The organism is Pseudonocardia adelaidensis, assembly GCF_039543345.1.
Classification (GTDB): Bacteria; Actinomycetota; Actinomycetes; order Mycobacteriales; family Pseudonocardiaceae; genus Pseudonocardia; species Pseudonocardia adelaidensis.
In genome coordinates, this window is the sequence record NZ_BAABJO010000009.1 from 47895 (window position 1) to 63781 (window position 15887).

Here is a 15887-nt window from a genome sequence, read left to right on the forward strand (position 1 = left end):
CGGCGACCTCCATCGCTCCCGGCGGTAGCACCCGCTCCCGCTCGCGCGAGGGGTTGCTGCGGCGTCGTCGATCCGGGTCTCTCGGCCGCTCTGGATGGTGTCTGGATTGCACTCCGAACTTACGTAGCGATCGCATCGTTTTTCAAGCGGTGTGTCGAGCACCATCGCGAACGACGAAATGACCGGACAAGATGAGCGGCAAATGTCCGCTCGTTGACAGGACGCGGGCGCCGCCGCCTACCGTGACATTTCCGCCGACGACATTTCCGCCGACGACATTTCCGCCGACCGGGAGAGCTGGAGGCCGCCGTGCCCTGTCCACCGAGCCTGCTGGACCCGACACCCACCGGCGTCCCGTCCCTCGTCGTCCCGTCCCTCGTCACCGATGTCGCCGTCGTCGGCGCGGGCCCGGCGGGCGCCGCCACCGCGTGGCACCTCGCCCGCCGTGGCCTGCGCGTCGTGCTGCTCGAACGGCGGTCGGCGGGCGCGGTCTGGCGGGCGGCGGGCCCGGCGCCGTGGACCGACGAGGGCCTGCCCGCGCGCCTCGCCACGGATGCCGCGCGGCTGTGGGGACAGGTCGAGCAGGCCACCGGGGCGGCGTTGCTGCACGTCAGCGGCGGGGTCCGGCAGGTGCGGGCCGACCAGGCGACGGCCGCGCTCACGGCGGCAGCCACCGCGTGGGGCGCGCAGCTGCGGCACTGTGACGAGGTCGTCGCGATCGATGCCGCCGACGGCGGGGCGCTGGTGCGCACCCGATCCGCCACCGTGCGGGCCGCCCGGGTGGTGCTCGCCGGCGCCGGCCCGCTCCCCACCGACCCGGACGCGCCCGCCGCCACCGTGCCCGGCCACGCGTGCTTCGCCGTTCCCGCGCTCACCCACTGACCTTTCGGGGTGTGCGGGAACCGCGTTCCCGCGTTCCACGAATCACGCCACCTCTCGCTCCGGACAGGGCCGCCCCGGGGACACCAGCCGCGAATAGGCCGGCCACGTCCCGATTCCGCGCTGATCGTGACGCCTCGCCCGCCGCCGCAGCGGCCTGGTCCCGGACGATCGCCCGCCGACCGGGACGGCAGCGGAGATCCGCTTGACCGATCACACCATCCGCCCGTACCGTGCCCGACAGGTCAAGAGCGCCAGCGCCAAGCCCCGGCTCGCTGGCCGGCAACCCTCCTCCGCGGTGGGGTGCTCCGGGTGACGACCAGGCCGCCGTGCACCCACGGCCGGCAAGCGCGGACCCGACATCCGTCCGGGTCCCCAAAGGGTCCGGAGGACCTCGATGACTGCTGTGCTGTCCGCCCGTCCCGGCGTCCGTGCGCAGGCGACCGTCACCGGCGCCGACCTGCTCGTCCCGCTCGTCACGGGCGAGCGCGTGCGCTACGCCAACCTCGACCTCGCCGCCAGCGCTCCCGCGCTCACCGCGGTGGCCGAGCACGTCGCCGCGCTCCTGCCCTACTACGCGAGCGTCCACCGCGGCGCCGGCTACGCCTCGCAGGTCTGCACGGCGGTGCTCGAGCAGGCCCGGGAGACGGTGGGCCGGTTCGTCGGCGCTCGCGCCGACGACGTCGTCGTGTTCACCCGCAACACGACGGACGCGCTGAACCTGCTCGCCCGGTGCGTGCCGGGCCCGGTGCTGCGGCTGGACGTCGAGCACCACGCCAACCTGCTCGCCTGGGGCCCGGGCCGGGTGCTGCGCGCCGCCGTCACCGTCGAGCAGACCCTCTCCGACCTGCGCTACGCGTTCCACGCGGACCGGCCCGCGCTCCTCGCCGTCACCGGCGCCTCGAACGTCACCGGCGAGGTGCTGCCCCTCGACGAGATCACCGCGCTCGCCCACGCCGCCGGCGCCCGCGTGGTCGTCGACGCCGCGCAGCTCGCCCCGCACCGCGCGGTCGACATCGCGGCCACGGGCGTCGACTACCTCGCGCTGTCCGGGCACAAGCTCTACGCGCCCTACGGAGCCGGTGCGCTCGTCGGGCGCCGGGACTGGCTCGACGTCGCCGCGCCGTACCTGGCGGGCGGCGGGGCCGTGCACGCGGTCACCGCGCCCGACGAGGGTGGGGCGACCGAGGTGTCGTGGGCGCCCGCCCCGCACCGGCACGAGGCCGGCACCCCGAACGTCCTCGGCGCCGCGGCGCTCGCCGAGGCCTGCCGGGTGCTGCCCGGCGCGCTCGACCCGGCGCACGAAGCCGCGCTGCTGCACCGGCTCGAGACCGGCCTGAACGCCCTGCCTGGCGTCCGGACGCTGCGGATCTGGCCGGACAGCACCGACCGGGTGGCGGTCTGCACGTTCGTCGTCGACGGCCACCCGGCCGGGCGCGTGGCCGCCTACCTGTCGGCGGAGCACGGCATCGGGGTGCGGGACGGCAAGTTCTGCGCGCACCCGCTGCTGTCCCGGATCGCCGGTACCGCGGACGGCTGCGCGGTACGGGCCAGCCTCGGCCTCGGCAGCACAGTGGACGACGTGGACCGGCTCGTCGACGCCGTCGAGTGGCTCACCACCGACGGTCCCGGGTGGGACTACGCGGTCGTGGACGGCCGCTGGAGCCCGGTGCCCGACCCTCGCGGGACCGACCCGCTGGGCATCGGCACACCGACCGGCTCCGCGCTCCCCGGCTGCGGCCACTGAGGTACCCCGCCCACGGCGAGGACAATGGGGACCGATGTCCCCCATGACCGACCGCCTCACCGCCGATTGCTCCCGCTGCGCCGGCCTGTGCTGCGTCGCCCTCCCGTTCGCCGCGTCGGCCGACTTCGCCGTCGACAAGGCGGCGGGGACGCCGTGCCACCACCTGCAGCCCGACTGCCGCTGCGGCATCCACGCCGGGCTGCGGGAGGCCGGCTACCCGGGCTGCACGGTCTACGACTGCTTCGGCGCCGGGCAGCAGGTCGTCCAGGTGACGTTCGGCGGTCGCGACTGGCGCGCGAACCCGGAGCTCGCAGACTCGATGTTCGCGGTGTTCCCGGTGGTCCGGGTGCTGCACGAGCTGCTGTTCTACCTCGAGGAGGCGCGGGCGCACCCCGCGGCGGCACCGCTCTCCGACGCGCTCGAGGCGGCATTCGCGGAGACCGACCGGCTCGCCGCCGGCACGCCGGAGGAGCTCGCCGCGCTCGACGTGGAGGCGCACCGGCGGTCGGTCGCCGACCTGCTGGGACGGGTGAGCGACCTCGCCCGGGCCGGCGGCCGGGGTCCGGACCACCGCGGGGCGCGGCTGCTGGGCGCCCGGCTGCGCGGCAGCGACCTGCGCCGGGCGAGCTTCCGCGGCGCCCTGCTCGTCGGGGCCGACCTGCGCGGGGCGGACCTGCGCGGGGCCGACCTCCTCGGGGCCGACCTGCGGGGAGCCGACCTCGCCGGGGCCGACCTGCGCGAGGCGCTCTTCCTCACCGCCGCCCAGGTCGCGGCGGCCCGCGGCGACACGAGCACGCGGCTGCCGCCCACCCTCGCCCGCCCCGGGCACTGGGCGGCCGCCCGCGCACCCCGGCGCCGGCACCCGGCCCGCCGGTGAACCCAGCCACTCCCACACCAACACGCGCGCTCGCACACCAACTGCAGTTCGGGTGCGAGCACCGCGGTTCGTGTGTGACCGGGCCCCGATCACGGCCGCACAGTTGTTGTCCATTTGTCTGCTTCCGCCGGCAGCGGGACGTCGCTAGTTTCAGCCCCCATGAAGGTGCTGATCGTCGGGGCCGGGATCGGCGGGCTGGCCACCGCCCTGTTCCTGCACGATGCCGGGATCGAGTGCGAGATCTACGAGCGCAGCCCCGCGATCCGGGAGCTCGGGGTCGGGATCAACGCCCTGCCGCTGGCCGTCGCGCCGCTGGCCGGGCTCGGGCTGCTCGACCAGCTCGACGAGGCGGCGGTCCGCACGAAGGAGCTGTTCTACAGCCACCGCCTCGGCCAGGTGATCATGCACCGGCCGTGCGGCCTCGACGCCGGCTTCGACGTGCCGCAGCTGTCGGTGCACCGCGGGCGCCTGCAGGGCGTGCTGCTCCGCGCGGTCCGCGAACGCCTCGGGCCGGACGCCGTGCACACCGGGCACCGGTGCGCCGGTTTCGAGCAGGACGGCGACGGCGTCCGCGTCACGTTCACCGGCCCGGCGGGCACCCCGCTCGGCGAGCGGGACGGCGACGTGCTGCTCGGCGCGGACGGCATCCACTCCACCGTCCGCGCCACCTTCTTCCCCGACGAGGGCCCGCCGCGCTGGAACGGCGTGATGATGTGGCGCGGCGCCACCGACTGGCCGCCGTTCCTCACCGGCCGGTCGATGATCGTCGCCGGCGGCAACGCCGCCAAGCTGGTGCTGTACCCGATCGGCCGGGGCAGCTCGCCCGACACGGTCCTCACGAACTGGGCGATCTGCATCCGCACGGGCGAGCCCGGTGACCCGCCGCCGCGCCGGGAGGACTGGTCGCGTCCCGGCGACCGGGCCGAACTCGCGCCGCACATCGAGCGCTTCCACACCCCGCACCTCGACCTGCCCGGCCTGGTGGCCGCCACGCCGGAGTTCTACGAGTACCCGATGTGCGACCGCGACCCGCTGCCGCGCTGGAGCCACGGCCGCGTCACCCTGCTCGGCGACGCCGCCCACCCGATGTACCCGATGGGCTCGAACGGCGCGGGCCAGGCCGTGCTCGACGCCGTGGCCCTCACCCGCCACCTCACGTCCGGTGCCGACCCGGAGACCGCGCTGACCGCCTACCAGGACGAGCGGTTGCCGGCCACCCGCGAGATCGTGCTGCGCAACCGCGTCGGCGGGCCGGAGATGGTGATCGACGAGGTCGAACGCCGCGCCCCCGACGGCTTCGAGCGCCTCGACGACGTGATCGACCCGGCCGAGCTGGAGGCGATCGTCAAGAGCTACGCCGCGGCGTCGGTGGCGACGCCGGCGAGCCGCTGACGCGGTCGCACACCAACATCGGCGCCGGCACACCAACTGCAGTTCGTGTGTCGGCACACGAGTTGGTGTGTGAGCGGCCTGTCCTACGACCGGCCGGCGCACCACACCCGCGAGTACCTGACCGCGCTGCGCGCAGAGCTCTCGGGCACCGGCCACATCCGGGTGCCGGGCGCGCAGCCGCCGTCGGTGCTGCTCTCCGCGCTGGGTCCGGTGATGCTGCGCATCGCGGGCGAACTGGCCGACGGCACGATCACGGTGTGGACGACCCCGGCGACGATCGCCGACCACATCCGGCCGAGGATCGACGCCGTGGCGAAGGATCCGCGCGTCGTGGCGGCGGTGATGCTGAGCGTGACCGCCAGGCCGGACGCCGTGCGCGACGAGGTCGCCGGCGTGCTCGGCTTCGCGTCGGACTTCGCCAGCTACCGCACGCTCCTCGAACGCCAGGGGCAGAGCAACGTCGTGGAGACGATCGTCGCCGGAGACGAGGACACCGTCGCCGCCGCGGTCAGCGCGTACGCGGCTGCCGGCGCGACCGACGTGCTGGTCAGCCTCGTCGGCGACGACGCCGAAAAGGCGAGGACGCTGAAGCTGGCCGGCGAGCTGGCCGCCTCCCTGTAGGGGTCAGGCCCGTCGCACACCGACATCGGTGCCAACACACCAACCGCAGTTCGCGCGTGAGCACGGTGTGCCGGCCCTCAGCCCTGCAGCCGCGGGATGACCTCCTTCACCAGCAGGTCGAGCTGGCGGCGCCAGTCCCACGAGGTGATCCGCAGGGTGACCTCGGTGGCGCCGTCGGCGTAGAGCCGCTCGATGTCGGCGGCCGCCTGCTCCGGGGTGCCGGTGGCGGTCCAGTGCCTCGTCGCCTCCCGGCTGAAGACGGGGCCGTAGTACTCGCCGAGGAAGCGGTAGCTCTCCTCGTACGCCGCCTCGCGGTCCGGGTTCAGGTTGAGGTTGTGGTACGCCGACACGGGGAAGGCCTCCGGGTCGCGCCCCTCCTCCACCAGGAACTCCTTGATCGCCGGCAGGTTGACGGTCAGGTGCTCCGGGCTCTTGCGGGTGGTCATCCACCCGTCCGCGATGCGCGCGACGCGGCGCAGGGCGCGGGTGGCGAGCGGCTCGGGCGCAGGGTTGGACGCGATGTAGATCGGCGGGGGCGACTGCACCGGCTTCGGCAGCACGGTCACGTTCTCGAACGACGTGTAGCGCCCGTTGTAGGTGACGTCCTCCTCGGTCCAGAGGCGCCGGACGATCTCGGTGTTCTCCTCCATCCGGTTCGCGCGCGACGCGTCGCTGACGCCGTAGGGAGCGCCCTCCCGGGCGGAGGCGTCCTTGGGCTTGACGATCCCGGTGCAGACCGCCAGCAGCATCCGCCCGCCGGAGAGCTGGTCGAGCGTGGCCCACTGGTCGGCGAACAGGATCGGGTCGCGCACCGGGAAGCTCGCCATGCAGCCGACGGCGAGCCGCGCGGTGCGGGTGACGGCGGCGAGCGATCCGAACAGCGCGATCGACTCCGGCCGCGGCTTGGCGAGCAGGCTGTCGCCGATCCAGAGCGACTCGAACAGGCCGGTCTCGTCGGCCCAGTGCCCGGTCTCGACGAGCTCGGAGAGGCTCAGCACGTCGAAGAACGTGCCTCGCTGCGGAAGGGTCAGCCCGATCTTCCGGGTCATCGGATTCCTCCTGGTCAGCTGATCGTGATCTCGCCGCGTGGGGTGTCGAGCACCGCCTCCAGCGCCGCCGGTCCCCCGGTGACGTCGAGCGTGACGTCCAGGGCCGCGAGCGCGCGCCCCACGGCGGACGGGTCGGGGTGGCGGCCGGTGAGCGAGACGAGCCGCAGCTGCGGCAGGCCGTCGGCCGTGGGGTGCCGGGCGTCCTGCCAGTCGATCAGCGCGGGCGCGAGGCCGTCGAAGCGGTCACCCCGGTTGGGCGTGAGCCGCCATTCCAGCAGGCGCCCGTCGGGCGTCCGGCGCGAGAGCGGCGCGATGTCCCCGGGGTCGTAGCCGCGCTCGCGCGCCTGCCGGACGGTGGCGTCCAGGTCGGCGGGGCGCACGACCCACGCGGCCAGCCGCGGACCGGTCAGCCGGTCGATGCCGAAGACGGCGGGCAGTGGCTCCTCGGCCGGGTCGTCGGGCCCGATCAGCTCCAGGTACGCGGCCCCGCCGAGGCCGACGAGGTGGTTGCGGGTGCCGCGGCCGACGTGCCGGCCGCCGAGCACCGGGGCGACGCCGGTGCGTTCGGTGAACTCGGCGACCAGCGCGTCCAGGTCGGGTGCCGCGTAGACGAGGTGGTCCATCCGGGGCTCGATCACGGCGCCACCGGCTCGCCCCAGCGGCGGACGACCCCGAGGTCGAGGTCGAAGAGGTCGAGCACCCGCCCGACGGTGTGGTCCACCATCTCCTCCAGTGTCGCCGGGCGGGCGTAGAACGCAGGCACCGGGGGCGCGATCACCGCGCCCAGCTCGGTCAACTCCGCCATCGTCCGCAGGTGGTTGCGGTGCAGCGGGGTCTCCCGGACCATGAGCACCAGCCTGCGGCGCTCCTTCAGCACCACGTCGGCCGCGCGGGCGAGCAGGCTCGTCGTCACCCCCGACGCGATCTCGGACATCGACTTCACCGAGCACGGCGCCACCACCATCCCCAGCGTCCGGAACGAGCCGCTGGAGATCGCGGCGCCGAGGTCGGTGTTGGAGTAGCTGACGTCGGCGAGCGCGGTGAGGTCGGCGAGGGACAGGTCGGTCTCGTAGGCGAGCGTCATCCGCGCCGACTTCGTGACGACGAGGTGGGTCTGCACCGGGGTGGGTCGCAGCAGCTCCAGCAGCCGCACGCCGTAGGTCGCCCCGGAGGCCCCGGAGATCCCCACGATCAGCCGCGGGTCACCCATGGCACGCCGCCTGCCAGTCGGCGGGGGCGGGCGCGGTGAGCGCACCGATGTCCAGCTCCCGCTCCCCGGGCACCGCGATCCGCGTGAACTTCATCGGCGGCGCGTCCACCGGGACCGTGGCGTCGAGACCCATCTTCGCGCTGACACCCTCGGCCGCCGACGGGTCGAGCTTGGAGCCCTGGCCCCCGCCGACCAGGACGAGGTCGCGGTCGGCCTGGAACCGGGTGGCCACCGCCCACTCGACCTCGGTGGGGTCGTGCACGTCCACGTCGGTGTCGACGACCGTGACGTGCTTGATGTCGTAGTGCGTGCCCAGCGCGCCCAGGATGACGTTCTTGGCCTCGCCGGGCGCCGGGTGGTCGACCTGCACGTACAGGTGGTAGCGGCAGGTGCCGCCGCGGGAGAGGTGCACGTCGCGCACGCAGGGGAAGCTGCGGCGCAGGCTCGCCAGGAACGACGCCTCCCGGGGGATGCCGCCGAGCAGCAGGTGCTCCAGCCCGCCGCCGACGATCGTGTGGTAGATCGGCGACTCCCGGTGGGTGAGCGCGTCGATCTCGATCACGTGCCGCTCGGCCCGCTCGCCGTAGTACTGCGGGAACTCGCCGAACGGGCCCTCCGGCTCGCGCACCTTCGCGAGCAGCCGCCCCTCCAGGACGATCTCGGCGTCGGCGGGTACGCGCACCTCGTTGGTGACGCAGCGGGTGACCGGGAGCGGCTCACCGCGCAGGGCGCCGGAGATCTCCAGCTCGTCGTGGTCGATCGGGACGATCGCCTGCGATGCCATCAGCGTGAGCGGGTCCACCCCGATCACGATCGCGATCTCCAGGTCGGCGCCCGCCGACTCCTGCGCCTGGAAGAACGCGAGCGTGTGCCGGGGCAGCAGCAGCGCGCCGAGCCGGTCCGGTCCGCTCACCTGCAGGCGGTGGATCGAGACGTTCTGCACGCCGGTGTCCGGCCTGCGCGCGATCAGCAGGCCCGCGGTGATGTAGGCGCCGTGGTCGTGCTCGTTGTGGGTGGGGATCGGCAGCATCGCGGTGAGGTCGACGTCCTTGCGGACCACCTGCTGGCAGTCCGCGTCCTCGACGTCCCGGCTGGGCACCGGCTCCAGGCACGCGCAACGGTAGCGCTCGACCAGCCGGTCCTGCGGCACGCCCACCGCCTCGGCCATCCACGCACGGTCCGAGAGCAGGCCGGACACTATCGGGACGGGGTGCCCGCCCGGCCGCGGGAACAGGGTGGCGCTGCGCCCGTCCAGTCGGTGGGCGATGCCCGCGACGCCGAACCTCAGGTCGGCGCCGGGGCGGGCCACGGCGAGCCGGCCGCGCGAACGCAGGTGGTCGAGCCAGCCCCTGAGGCTCGCACCGGGTGGTGTCATGTCGCCTCCGTACTGGTCGGTTCCGTGCTGGTCGGCGGGGCGGGCACGGGGCGGCGGTTCACGAGGTGCACCACCGTCATGATCACGAGCGGTGTGGCGACGGCGATGTAGGCGTTGTCGACGCCGAACGGGTCGCCCGCGAGGAACCACCCCGTGGTCGTGACGAGCGCCGCGACGATGGACCAGAAGGCGGCCCTGCTGCTGCCGTACCCGGGCTTGTAGAACATCAGCACGATCAGCACGGCGAGCGCCGCGCGCAGCGACTTCGCCAGGAACGTCACCGCGAGCACGTCCTTGGCGAGCAACGCGAGCACGATCGGCAGGACACCCGCCACGAACGTGGCCACGCGCAGGAACACGACGTCCTTGCGGTCGTCGCCCTCGCGGTTGAAGTACGGCCGGTAGAAGTCCTTGAGCATCAGCGTCGACGCGCCGATGATCAGCGCCGCGATGCTGCCGAGGATCGCGCCGACGAGCCCGCACATGACGAGCCCGGTCAGCAGCGGATCGATGTCGACGGCCAGCGCGGGCAGCGCGTCGATCGAGTCGATGTCCGGGTAGAGCACCGCGCTCGCCATGCCGACGAAGGCGGCGAGGATGCCGAACGGCACGAGCATCAGTGCCGCGTAGAACCCGGCCCGCTGGGCGCGCCCCTGGTCGCGGACCGTGGTGACGGCCTGCACGACGTACTGCGTGGCGAAGATCGCGCCGATCCCGGCGATCAGCCAGGCGAAGATCTGCGCCCACCCGACGCCGTCCACCGAGAAGCTCGCGGGCGGCAGCGCGGCGCGCAGGTCGTCGATGCCGCCGACGCGCGCCAGCCCGATGCCGGCCAGCACCGCCACCGCGGCCAGCTTCATGATCGCGTGGAGCAGGTTCGTGTAGACGACGGACCGCCAGCCGCCGACGACGACGTAGACCGACGCCAGCACCCCGACGATGATCGTCGCCCAGGTGTGGTCGATGCCGAGGAGGGTGGCCAGGATCGCCCCGCCGCTCGCGTAGATGGCGACGGCCACGATCAGCAGCGCGCAGGTCATCACCACCGAGGTGGCGGTGCGCACGCGCTCCCCGTAGATGCGCGCCATCGCGCCGGAGATCGTGTTCTCCCCGAGCTCCTTGTACTTCCTCGCCACGAACAGCGAGAACAGGACGAACCCGATCGCGAGCGCGACCACGTTCCAGGCCGCCGAGATGCCGGTGCTGAACGCCTGCTGGGCCGTGCCCAGCGTCGCCGACGTCCCGATGAACTCCGACATCAGCAGGAACCCGATCAGGACCGCCGGGAACACGCGGCCGCCGGAGGCGAATCCCTCCGAGGTCCGGGACGAGCGGCGCACGACGACGCTGATCCCGGCCAGCACCGCCATGTAGACCACGACGATGAGCAGGATGATCCACACCTGTTGGGTCACGTGAACACCACTCCCCCGTCGACGACGACGGTCTGTCCGGTGAGGAATCCCCCGGAATTGGAGGCGAGGAACTTGACGGCGCCGACCAGGTCGTCGGGCACCATCTCGCGGGCCAGTGCCCGCCCGCCTGCGGCGGATGCGATGTAGGCGTCCGAGTTCAGGGCACGGGTGGCCTCGTCGCTGACCAGGCCGGGCGCGACCGCGTTGACCGTGATGCCGTCCGGTCCGAGCTCGCGGGCCGCGGAACGGGTCAGCCCTTCGACGGCGGCCTTGGAAGCGACGTAGTGGGCGAAGCCGGGCACGCCCATCCGGGCCGTCGACGAGGAGATGTTGACGATCCGGCCACCGCCCGCGGCGCGCATCGCCGGCACGACCGCCTTGATCCCCTGCCACGTGCCCCGGACGTTGACGCGCAGCACGGTGTCCCAGTCGTCGGTGGACAGCTCCGTGAGCGGGCGCTTGGCCCCGAGCCCCTGGTAGACGGCGGCGTTGTTCACGAGCGCATCGACGCGGCCGAACTCGTCCTGCGCCCGCGCCACCAGCGCGGCCCAGTCGTCGTCGGACGTGACGTCGCCCGCCACGAAGACGGCGCCGGCCTCCTGCGCGAGTTCGGCACCGGCCTCGGCGGCGGCCGGGACGTCGGTGGCGACCACGTTCGCGCCGGCCGCGGCGAAGGCGTGCACGTAGCACTCGCCGATCCCGCCGGCCGCCCCGGTGACGACCACTGTCTTCCCGTCGAGGTTCATGCAGCGCTCCGTTCCGGTCGGGGTGCGGCGGCGCCGGCCGCGGGCTCGCGCTCCAGCGCGCCGCGGGTCTCCCGGGAGAGCGCCGCGCCGGCGAGGAACACCACCACGCAGGCTGCCAGGAAGATCGCGAGCCTGCTGGGGATGTCGGCCACGGTCGGGCTGGCGAGGCTCACGAACGTCGTCATGAGCCCGCCGATGGCGAATCCGCCGTTCCAGACGACGGCGGTGGCCGTCGCCCGCAGCCGGGTCGGGAACCCCTCGTTGAGGAAGATCGGCACCGCGGCGTACGAGGCGTTGGCGAAGACGGTCAGCAGCAGGCCGAAGCCGAGCAGCGGCCCCGTGCCGTCCGGGCCGTAGCCGGCCATGGCGAGCACGAGCACCGGCAGCACCACCACGTTGACGGCACCGGCCGCGAGGAACACCGGCCGGCGCCCGAACCGCTCGGAGAGGTGGCCCGCGACCAACGCAGCGGGCAGGATCGCGAGGCTCGTCCACACCAGGAGCGCTCCCCGCGGGCCGGGCGGCACCCCGTTGACGCTGCCGAGGAACGTCGGCAGGTAGCCGGCGGTCAGGTAGTACTGGGCGCCGCCGCCGATCACGACCGCGAGGCTGGTCAGCAGCGTCCGGCGGTGCCGACGGCCGAACAGCTCACGCGCGGGTGCCGGCGTGGCGCCGGCGCTCCGCCACAGCGGCGACTCCTCCGTGGCCCGGAAGAGCAGCAGGCTGAGCAGGGAGGCGACCAGCCCGCTGAAGAACATCACCCGCCACCCCCATGCGGCGAACGCGTCGCCGGGGAAGGCCGCCGACACGGCGAGGAAGGTCAACGAGGCGACCACCGAGCCGATCGCCGCGCCACCGCCCGCGACCAGGCCGGACACCAGCCCGCGCCAGCGCTGCGCCACGGTCTCGGTGCCCAGCGTGTGCGTGGAGGCGACGACACCCCCGACCAGCAGTCCCTGCACGAGGCGCAGCGCGATGAACGCGGCCGGGGCGAGCGCGCCGATCGACTCGTGGGTCGGCAGCGACCCCATCAGCGCGGTGGCGATCCCGACCCCGACCACGGTGACGATCAGGGTCTGCCGCCTCCCGTGCCGGTCGGCGTAGCGGCCGAAGACCGCGCCGCCGAGCGGGCGCATGACCAGGCTCACCCCGAAGGAGGCGAACGTGGCGGCGAGGGTGAGCGTCGGACTCGATGTCGGGAAGAAGAGCGGACCGACCGTCGAGGCGACGTAGAGCAGCACGAACAGGTCGAACAGGTCGAACCCGAACCCGACGACCGACGACAGCCCCGCGATGACCATCTGCCGCCGGGTCGGGGCCTGCGCTGCTGCGGTGTCGACCACGGTGGCTCACCTCCGTCGGGGTCCCGTCGTCCGACAGTACGATCCGGACCGTCCGGAAGGTACGTCTGATGCGCAATGGGAGGCATAGCCGCGGGCGACCCGAACTGTCGGGGGCCCGACGTACCGTCCGGGGCGCCCGGAAGGAGACCCCGATGGCGCCACTCACCCCCGAGGTACGCAGGCTGTTCGACGACAGCCACTTCGCCGTCCTGTCCACGCTCGACCCGGACGGAGCGCCGCACTCCACGGTGGTCTGGGTCGGACGCGACGGCGACGACCTGTTGTTCGCGCTGCCCAGGAGCCGCCGCAAGACCGCCAACCTGCACCGGGACCCACGGGCCAGCGTGGTGATCTTCGATCCGGCCAACCCCTACGAGAGCGTCCAGGTGCAGGGCACCGCCACCCTGGAGGACGACCCGGCCGGCACGCTGATCGACGCGCTGTCCCACAAGTACACCGGCGGGCCGTACCCCGGGTTCGCCGGGCCGAGCCCGGACTGGGTCACCGCGAGGCTCACGCCCGAGAAGGTCTTCAGCCCCTGGTGATGCGGTGCCGGGTGATCGGTCAACCGGCGAGGTGGTCGCCGTGCTCCAGGTCGTCGAGCAGCCGCGGGTGGATCGGCGACCAGCCGAGCAGCTCCCGGGCGTGCCGGAGACCCCGGGGCGCCGCGAGCGCAAGAAGGCCGCCACCGGCCACCGCGGCCCGGCGGCTGTTCCTGGAACGCGGGGTCGACCAGGTCACCGTCGCCGAGGTCGCCGATGCCGCGCACACGGCGCTCTCCACGCTGTTCGCCCACTTCCCCGGCGGGAAGGAAGCGCTCGTCCTCGGTGACGGCGACGAACACGAGCAGGCGCTGACGGCGGCGGTGCGCCGACGCCCCGCGGGCACCTCCGGTGCTGCAGGCCCTGCGGGACTTCCTGGCCACCCGGGGCCCGTTCGACCCCGATCCCGACCCGCAGGAGCGCCGGGTCGCCGCACCCGTGATCGCCACCCCGGCACTGCGGGCCTACGCGAGAACGCTGTGGACCGGTCGCGGAGCGGCGCTCGCCCGCGTCATCGCCGAGGAGACCGACGGTGACGCCGACGACCTGTCGTTGCGCCTGCTCGCCCGCTACGTCCTGGAGATCCCGACCTCGCCGGAACGGCGCCGGACCCGATCGCCGCCCTCGACACCGCGTTCGCCCACCTCCGCCGCGGCCGGCCGGACCCGTGACGGGCGCGCCTCAGGGGCGGCGCGCGCGGAGACCGTCGACGAGGATCGACAGCAACCGCGGCCCCCGCGCGTCGAGCTCGGTGTCGTCCAGCCGCGACAACCAGCCGATGAGCACGATGACGTCGCGGGCCTCGGCGTCGGCGCGCACGCTGCCTGCCGCGCGACCGGCAGCCAGGAGCAGTTCCACGGCCTCGCCGATCGGGCCGAGGCTGTGGGCGGCGAGATCACGCCACGTCGCGGCCTCGACAGCGGCGAACACGTCGCGCTTCACCCGGGCGTAGGCGGCCACGCGGTCGAACCACGCCGCCAACGCGTCCAGCGGCTCGTGGGTCTCCAGGAGACGTGGAGCCGCGGCGACCAGCTCTTCCATCTCCCGGCGGTACACCTCGGCGAGGAGGTCCTCGCGCGTCGGGAAGTGCCGGTACAGCGTGCCCTGACCGATGCCGCATGCCTTGGCGACCGCGTTGAGCCTCAGCTCGCCCGGCTCGTGCACGAGCTCGCGCGCCGCTTGCACGATCCGCTCGCGGTTGCGCTGCGCGTCCGCACGCCGCCCCTTGACCGAACCGGACACGTGTCCGCTATGGTCGTCGACGTAACCGGACATGTGTCCATTCTAGGCAGGGGATCGTCATGACCATCCACGGCAAGGTCGTCGCCATCACCGGAGCCAGCAGCGGGATCGGTGAGGCAACGGCCCGCCACCTCGCCTCGCTCGGCGCGCCGGTCGTCCTCGGCGCCCGCCGCACCGACCGGCTGGACCGGCTGGTCGCGGAGATCGAGGCCGCCGGCGGCGATGCGGCCGCCACGCGCGTGGACGTCACCGATCCCGACGACCTGCGGTCGCTCGTCGCCGCCGCCCTCGAGCGCCACGGCCGCCTCGACGTCCTGGTGGGCAACGCCGGGATCACCCGGATCGGCCCCGTCGCCGACCTGGACGTTGCCGGCTGGTCGGCGATGGTCGACGTGAACCTCAAGGGGATCCTGCACGGGATCGCCGCTGCCCTGCCGGTGTTCCGCCGCCAGGGCAGCGGCCACCTCGTCACCGTCGTGTCGACCTCCGGCCTGAAGATCGTCCCCACCCAGGCGGTGTACGCCGGGACGAAGAACGCGGTCCGCACCCTCCTAGAGGCCCTGCGACAGGAGAGCACCGACGGGGTCCTGCGGACGACGTCGATCTCCCCCGGCTACGTCCGCACCGAGCTCGTCGACAACGCCGTCGACGATCCGGCCGTGCGCGAGGAGGCCAGGCGGAACATGGCCGCCCTCGGCATCGAGCCCGCGGCGGTGGCACGGGCGATCGCGTTCGCGATCGACCAGCCCGACGACGTCGAGATCGGGGACCTGACCATCCGCCCGACCCGCCAGGGCTGATCATGCCTCGAGCAGCCCGTCGCGCTCGGCGGTCAGCAGGGTGAGTGCCGCCTCGCGCGCCTGTGCCGCCGTGTCGGCGACGCCGTGGTGGGCGGCCACCACCGTCGCCCCCTCGACCAGCATCAGGAGCCGGCGGGCGAGTCCCTCCGGGTCGGCGACGCCGGCGCGGGCGGCGATGCCGGTGAGGAGGTCCAGGTAGCGGTCCAGGTGCCTGCCGGTGACGGCGCGCACCGGGTCGTCGTGGTGCTGGGCGGCGGCGTTCACCATCGCGCAGCCGCGGAACTCCGGCTCCCGGTACCACTCCCCCAGCGCGTCGAAGACGGCCGCCAGCTGGTCGGCGGGATCGTCCCCCGCCGCCGCGGCGGCCGCGGCGGTCCAGCCGTGGACGCGCTCGCTCCGCGCCTCGAGCACGGCCAGCACCAGGCCGTCCTTCGTGCCGAAGTGGCGGTAGAGCGTCTCCTTGGACACGCCGAGCCGGGCGCACAGCTCGGCGACCCCCACGCCGTCGATCCCGCGCTCGTACAGCAGCGGCCCGGCCGCCTCCACGATGGCGGCGCGAGTGCGGGCCGGGTCGATCGTCGCGCCCTTCGCCACTGGCATGCCATAGATCGTACCGATCGGTTCGATGAACTGGTAGCGTGCCTGCCGT

General features: G+C 73.7%; 16 protein-coding genes, 2 pseudogenes and 1 riboswitch. Of the genes and pseudogenes, 9 read left to right on the forward strand and 9 right to left on the reverse strand.

Features of this window, described 5'->3' with window-relative positions; all coding sequences use genetic code 11:
* Window positions 1-309: 309 nt before the first annotated feature.
* From ABEA81_RS13760 to ABEA81_RS13780, 5 genes are all read left to right on the forward strand, one after another.
* Entirely contained in the window at window positions 310-882 is a 573-nt protein-coding gene (locus ABEA81_RS13760) for an FAD-dependent oxidoreductase (protein ID WP_345605417.1), read from the forward strand.
* A gap of 240 nt (window positions 883-1122) precedes the next feature.
* Window positions 1123-1236: riboswitch (SAM riboswitch) on the forward strand.
* A 40-nt stretch (window positions 1237-1276) separates the two neighbouring features.
* Window positions 1277-2626: an aminotransferase class V-fold PLP-dependent enzyme gene (locus tag ABEA81_RS13765; protein ID WP_345605418.1), complete on the forward strand. Its 1350-nt coding sequence runs from the start codon at window positions 1277-1279 to the stop codon at window positions 2624-2626.
* Between the two features lie 43 nt (window positions 2627-2669).
* Window positions 2670-3503, forward strand: a complete 834-nt coding sequence (locus ABEA81_RS13770; protein ID WP_345605672.1) for a pentapeptide repeat-containing protein — start codon at window positions 2670-2672, stop codon at window positions 3501-3503.
* A gap of 159 nt (window positions 3504-3662) precedes the next feature.
* Window positions 3663-4895: a flavin-dependent oxidoreductase gene (locus ABEA81_RS13775; protein ID WP_345605419.1), complete on the forward strand. Its 1233-nt coding sequence runs from the start codon at window positions 3663-3665 to the stop codon at window positions 4893-4895.
* A gap of 69 nt (window positions 4896-4964) precedes the next feature.
* Window positions 4965-5516 carry an LLM class flavin-dependent oxidoreductase gene (locus ABEA81_RS13780; protein ID WP_345605420.1) on the forward strand — a complete coding sequence of 184 codons (552 nt, stop codon included), beginning with the start codon at window positions 4965-4967 and terminating at the stop codon, window positions 5514-5516.
* Window positions 5517-5593: 77 nt separating this feature from the next.
* Here the strand turns inward: ABEA81_RS13780 and ABEA81_RS13785 are convergent, their stop codons facing one another.
* From ABEA81_RS13785 to ABEA81_RS13815, 7 genes are read right to left on the reverse strand one after another with little or no spacing between them, the layout of a single operon-like run.
* On the reverse strand, window positions 5594-6565 hold the full coding sequence (locus tag ABEA81_RS13785; protein WP_345605421.1) for an LLM class flavin-dependent oxidoreductase: 972 nt from the start codon (window positions 6563-6565) through the stop codon (window positions 5594-5596).
* 14 nt (window positions 6566-6579) lie between these two features.
* Window positions 6580-7203, reverse strand: coding sequence for a VOC family protein (locus tag ABEA81_RS13790; RefSeq protein ID WP_345605422.1), 624 nt, complete (start codon window positions 7201-7203; stop codon window positions 6580-6582).
* Window positions 7200-7775, reverse strand: coding sequence for a UbiX family flavin prenyltransferase (locus tag ABEA81_RS13795; protein ID WP_345605423.1), 576 nt, complete (start codon window positions 7773-7775; stop codon window positions 7200-7202). Before ABEA81_RS13795 ends, ABEA81_RS13790 begins: the two co-directional genes overlap by 4 nt.
* Window positions 7768-9150, reverse strand: coding sequence for a UbiD family decarboxylase (locus tag ABEA81_RS13800; RefSeq protein ID WP_345605424.1), 1383 nt, complete (start codon window positions 9148-9150; stop codon window positions 7768-7770). Before ABEA81_RS13800 ends, ABEA81_RS13795 begins: the two co-directional genes overlap by 8 nt.
* Window positions 9147-10565 (reverse strand): sodium:solute symporter family protein, encoded by a 1419-nt coding sequence (locus ABEA81_RS13805; RefSeq protein ID WP_345605425.1) that lies wholly within the window; start codon window positions 10563-10565, stop codon window positions 9147-9149. The genes ABEA81_RS13800 and ABEA81_RS13805 overlap by 4 nt, the downstream gene beginning before the upstream one ends.
* The gene (locus tag ABEA81_RS13810; RefSeq protein WP_345605426.1) at window positions 10562-11311 is read right to left on the reverse strand and encodes an SDR family NAD(P)-dependent oxidoreductase; all 750 of its coding nucleotides are present in this window, start codon (window positions 11309-11311) and stop codon (window positions 10562-10564) included. The genes ABEA81_RS13805 and ABEA81_RS13810 overlap by 4 nt, the downstream gene beginning before the upstream one ends.
* Entirely contained in the window at window positions 11308-12654 is a 1347-nt protein-coding gene (locus ABEA81_RS13815) for an MFS transporter (protein WP_345605427.1), read from the reverse strand. The genes ABEA81_RS13810 and ABEA81_RS13815 overlap by 4 nt, the downstream gene beginning before the upstream one ends.
* Window positions 12655-12806: 152 nt before the next feature.
* Between ABEA81_RS13815 and ABEA81_RS13820 the strand changes: the two genes are divergently transcribed.
* The 3 genes and pseudogenes from ABEA81_RS13820 to ABEA81_RS13830 all read left to right on the forward strand — a co-directional run.
* Window positions 12807-13199, forward strand: a complete 393-nt coding sequence (locus ABEA81_RS13820; RefSeq protein ID WP_345605428.1) for a PPOX class F420-dependent oxidoreductase — start codon at window positions 12807-12809, stop codon at window positions 13197-13199.
* Window positions 13199-13420 (forward strand): annotated as a pseudogene (locus ABEA81_RS13825) (hypothetical protein); the annotation flags it as partial. The gene ABEA81_RS13820 and the pseudogene ABEA81_RS13825, both read left to right, overlap by 1 nt.
* Before the next feature lie 127 nt (window positions 13421-13547).
* A pseudogene (locus ABEA81_RS13830) lies at window positions 13548-13718 on the forward strand (TetR/AcrR family transcriptional regulator); the annotation flags it as partial.
* Between the two features lie 159 nt (window positions 13719-13877).
* On the opposite strand, the gene ABEA81_RS13835 reads toward ABEA81_RS13830, so the two are convergent.
* Window positions 13878-14471, reverse strand: a complete 594-nt coding sequence (locus ABEA81_RS13835) for a TetR/AcrR family transcriptional regulator (protein WP_345605429.1) — start codon at window positions 14469-14471, stop codon at window positions 13878-13880.
* Between the two features lie 26 nt (window positions 14472-14497).
* Here ABEA81_RS13835 and ABEA81_RS13840 point away from each other — a divergent pair, with 26 nt between their 5' ends.
* On the forward strand, window positions 14498-15238 hold the full coding sequence (locus ABEA81_RS13840) for an SDR family oxidoreductase (protein ID WP_345605430.1): 741 nt from the start codon (window positions 14498-14500) through the stop codon (window positions 15236-15238).
* On the opposite strand, the gene ABEA81_RS13845 is transcribed toward ABEA81_RS13840, so the two are convergent.
* Window positions 15239-15838: a TetR/AcrR family transcriptional regulator gene (locus ABEA81_RS13845; protein WP_345605431.1), complete on the reverse strand. Its 600-nt coding sequence runs from the start codon at window positions 15836-15838 to the stop codon at window positions 15239-15241.
* Window positions 15839-15887 lie beyond the last annotated feature (49 nt).

Coding starts and splice junctions, on each gene's coding strand:
- ABEA81_RS13765 (WP_345605418.1), top strand. CDS start 1,277: ATGACTGCTGTGCTGTCCGCCCGTCCCGGCGTCCGTGCGCAGGCGACC.
- ABEA81_RS13770 (WP_345605672.1), top strand. CDS start 2,670: ATGACCGACCGCCTCACCGCCGATTGCTCCCGCTGCGCCGGCCTGTGC.
- ABEA81_RS13775 (WP_345605419.1), top strand. CDS start 3,663: ATGAAGGTGCTGATCGTCGGGGCCGGGATCGGCGGGCTGGCCACCGCC.
- ABEA81_RS13785 (WP_345605421.1), bottom strand. CDS start 6,565: ATGACCCGGAAGATCGGGCTGACCCTTCCGCAGCGAGGCACGTTCTTC.
- ABEA81_RS13795 (WP_345605423.1), bottom strand. CDS start 7,775: ATGGGTGACCCGCGGCTGATCGTGGGGATCTCCGGGGCCTCCGGGGCG.
- ABEA81_RS13800 (WP_345605424.1), bottom strand. CDS start 9,150: ATGACACCACCCGGTGCGAGCCTCAGGGGCTGGCTCGACCACCTGCGT.
- ABEA81_RS13810 (WP_345605426.1), bottom strand. CDS start 11,311: ATGAACCTCGACGGGAAGACAGTGGTCGTCACCGGGGCGGCCGGCGGG.
- ABEA81_RS13820 (WP_345605428.1), top strand. CDS start 12,807: ATGGCGCCACTCACCCCCGAGGTACGCAGGCTGTTCGACGACAGCCAC.
- ABEA81_RS13835 (WP_345605429.1), bottom strand. CDS start 14,471: ATGTCCGGTTACGTCGACGACCATAGCGGACACGTGTCCGGTTCGGTC.
- ABEA81_RS13840 (WP_345605430.1), top strand. CDS start 14,498: ATGACCATCCACGGCAAGGTCGTCGCCATCACCGGAGCCAGCAGCGGG.
- ABEA81_RS13845 (WP_345605431.1), bottom strand. CDS start 15,838: ATGCCAGTGGCGAAGGGCGCGACGATCGACCCGGCCCGCACTCGCGCC.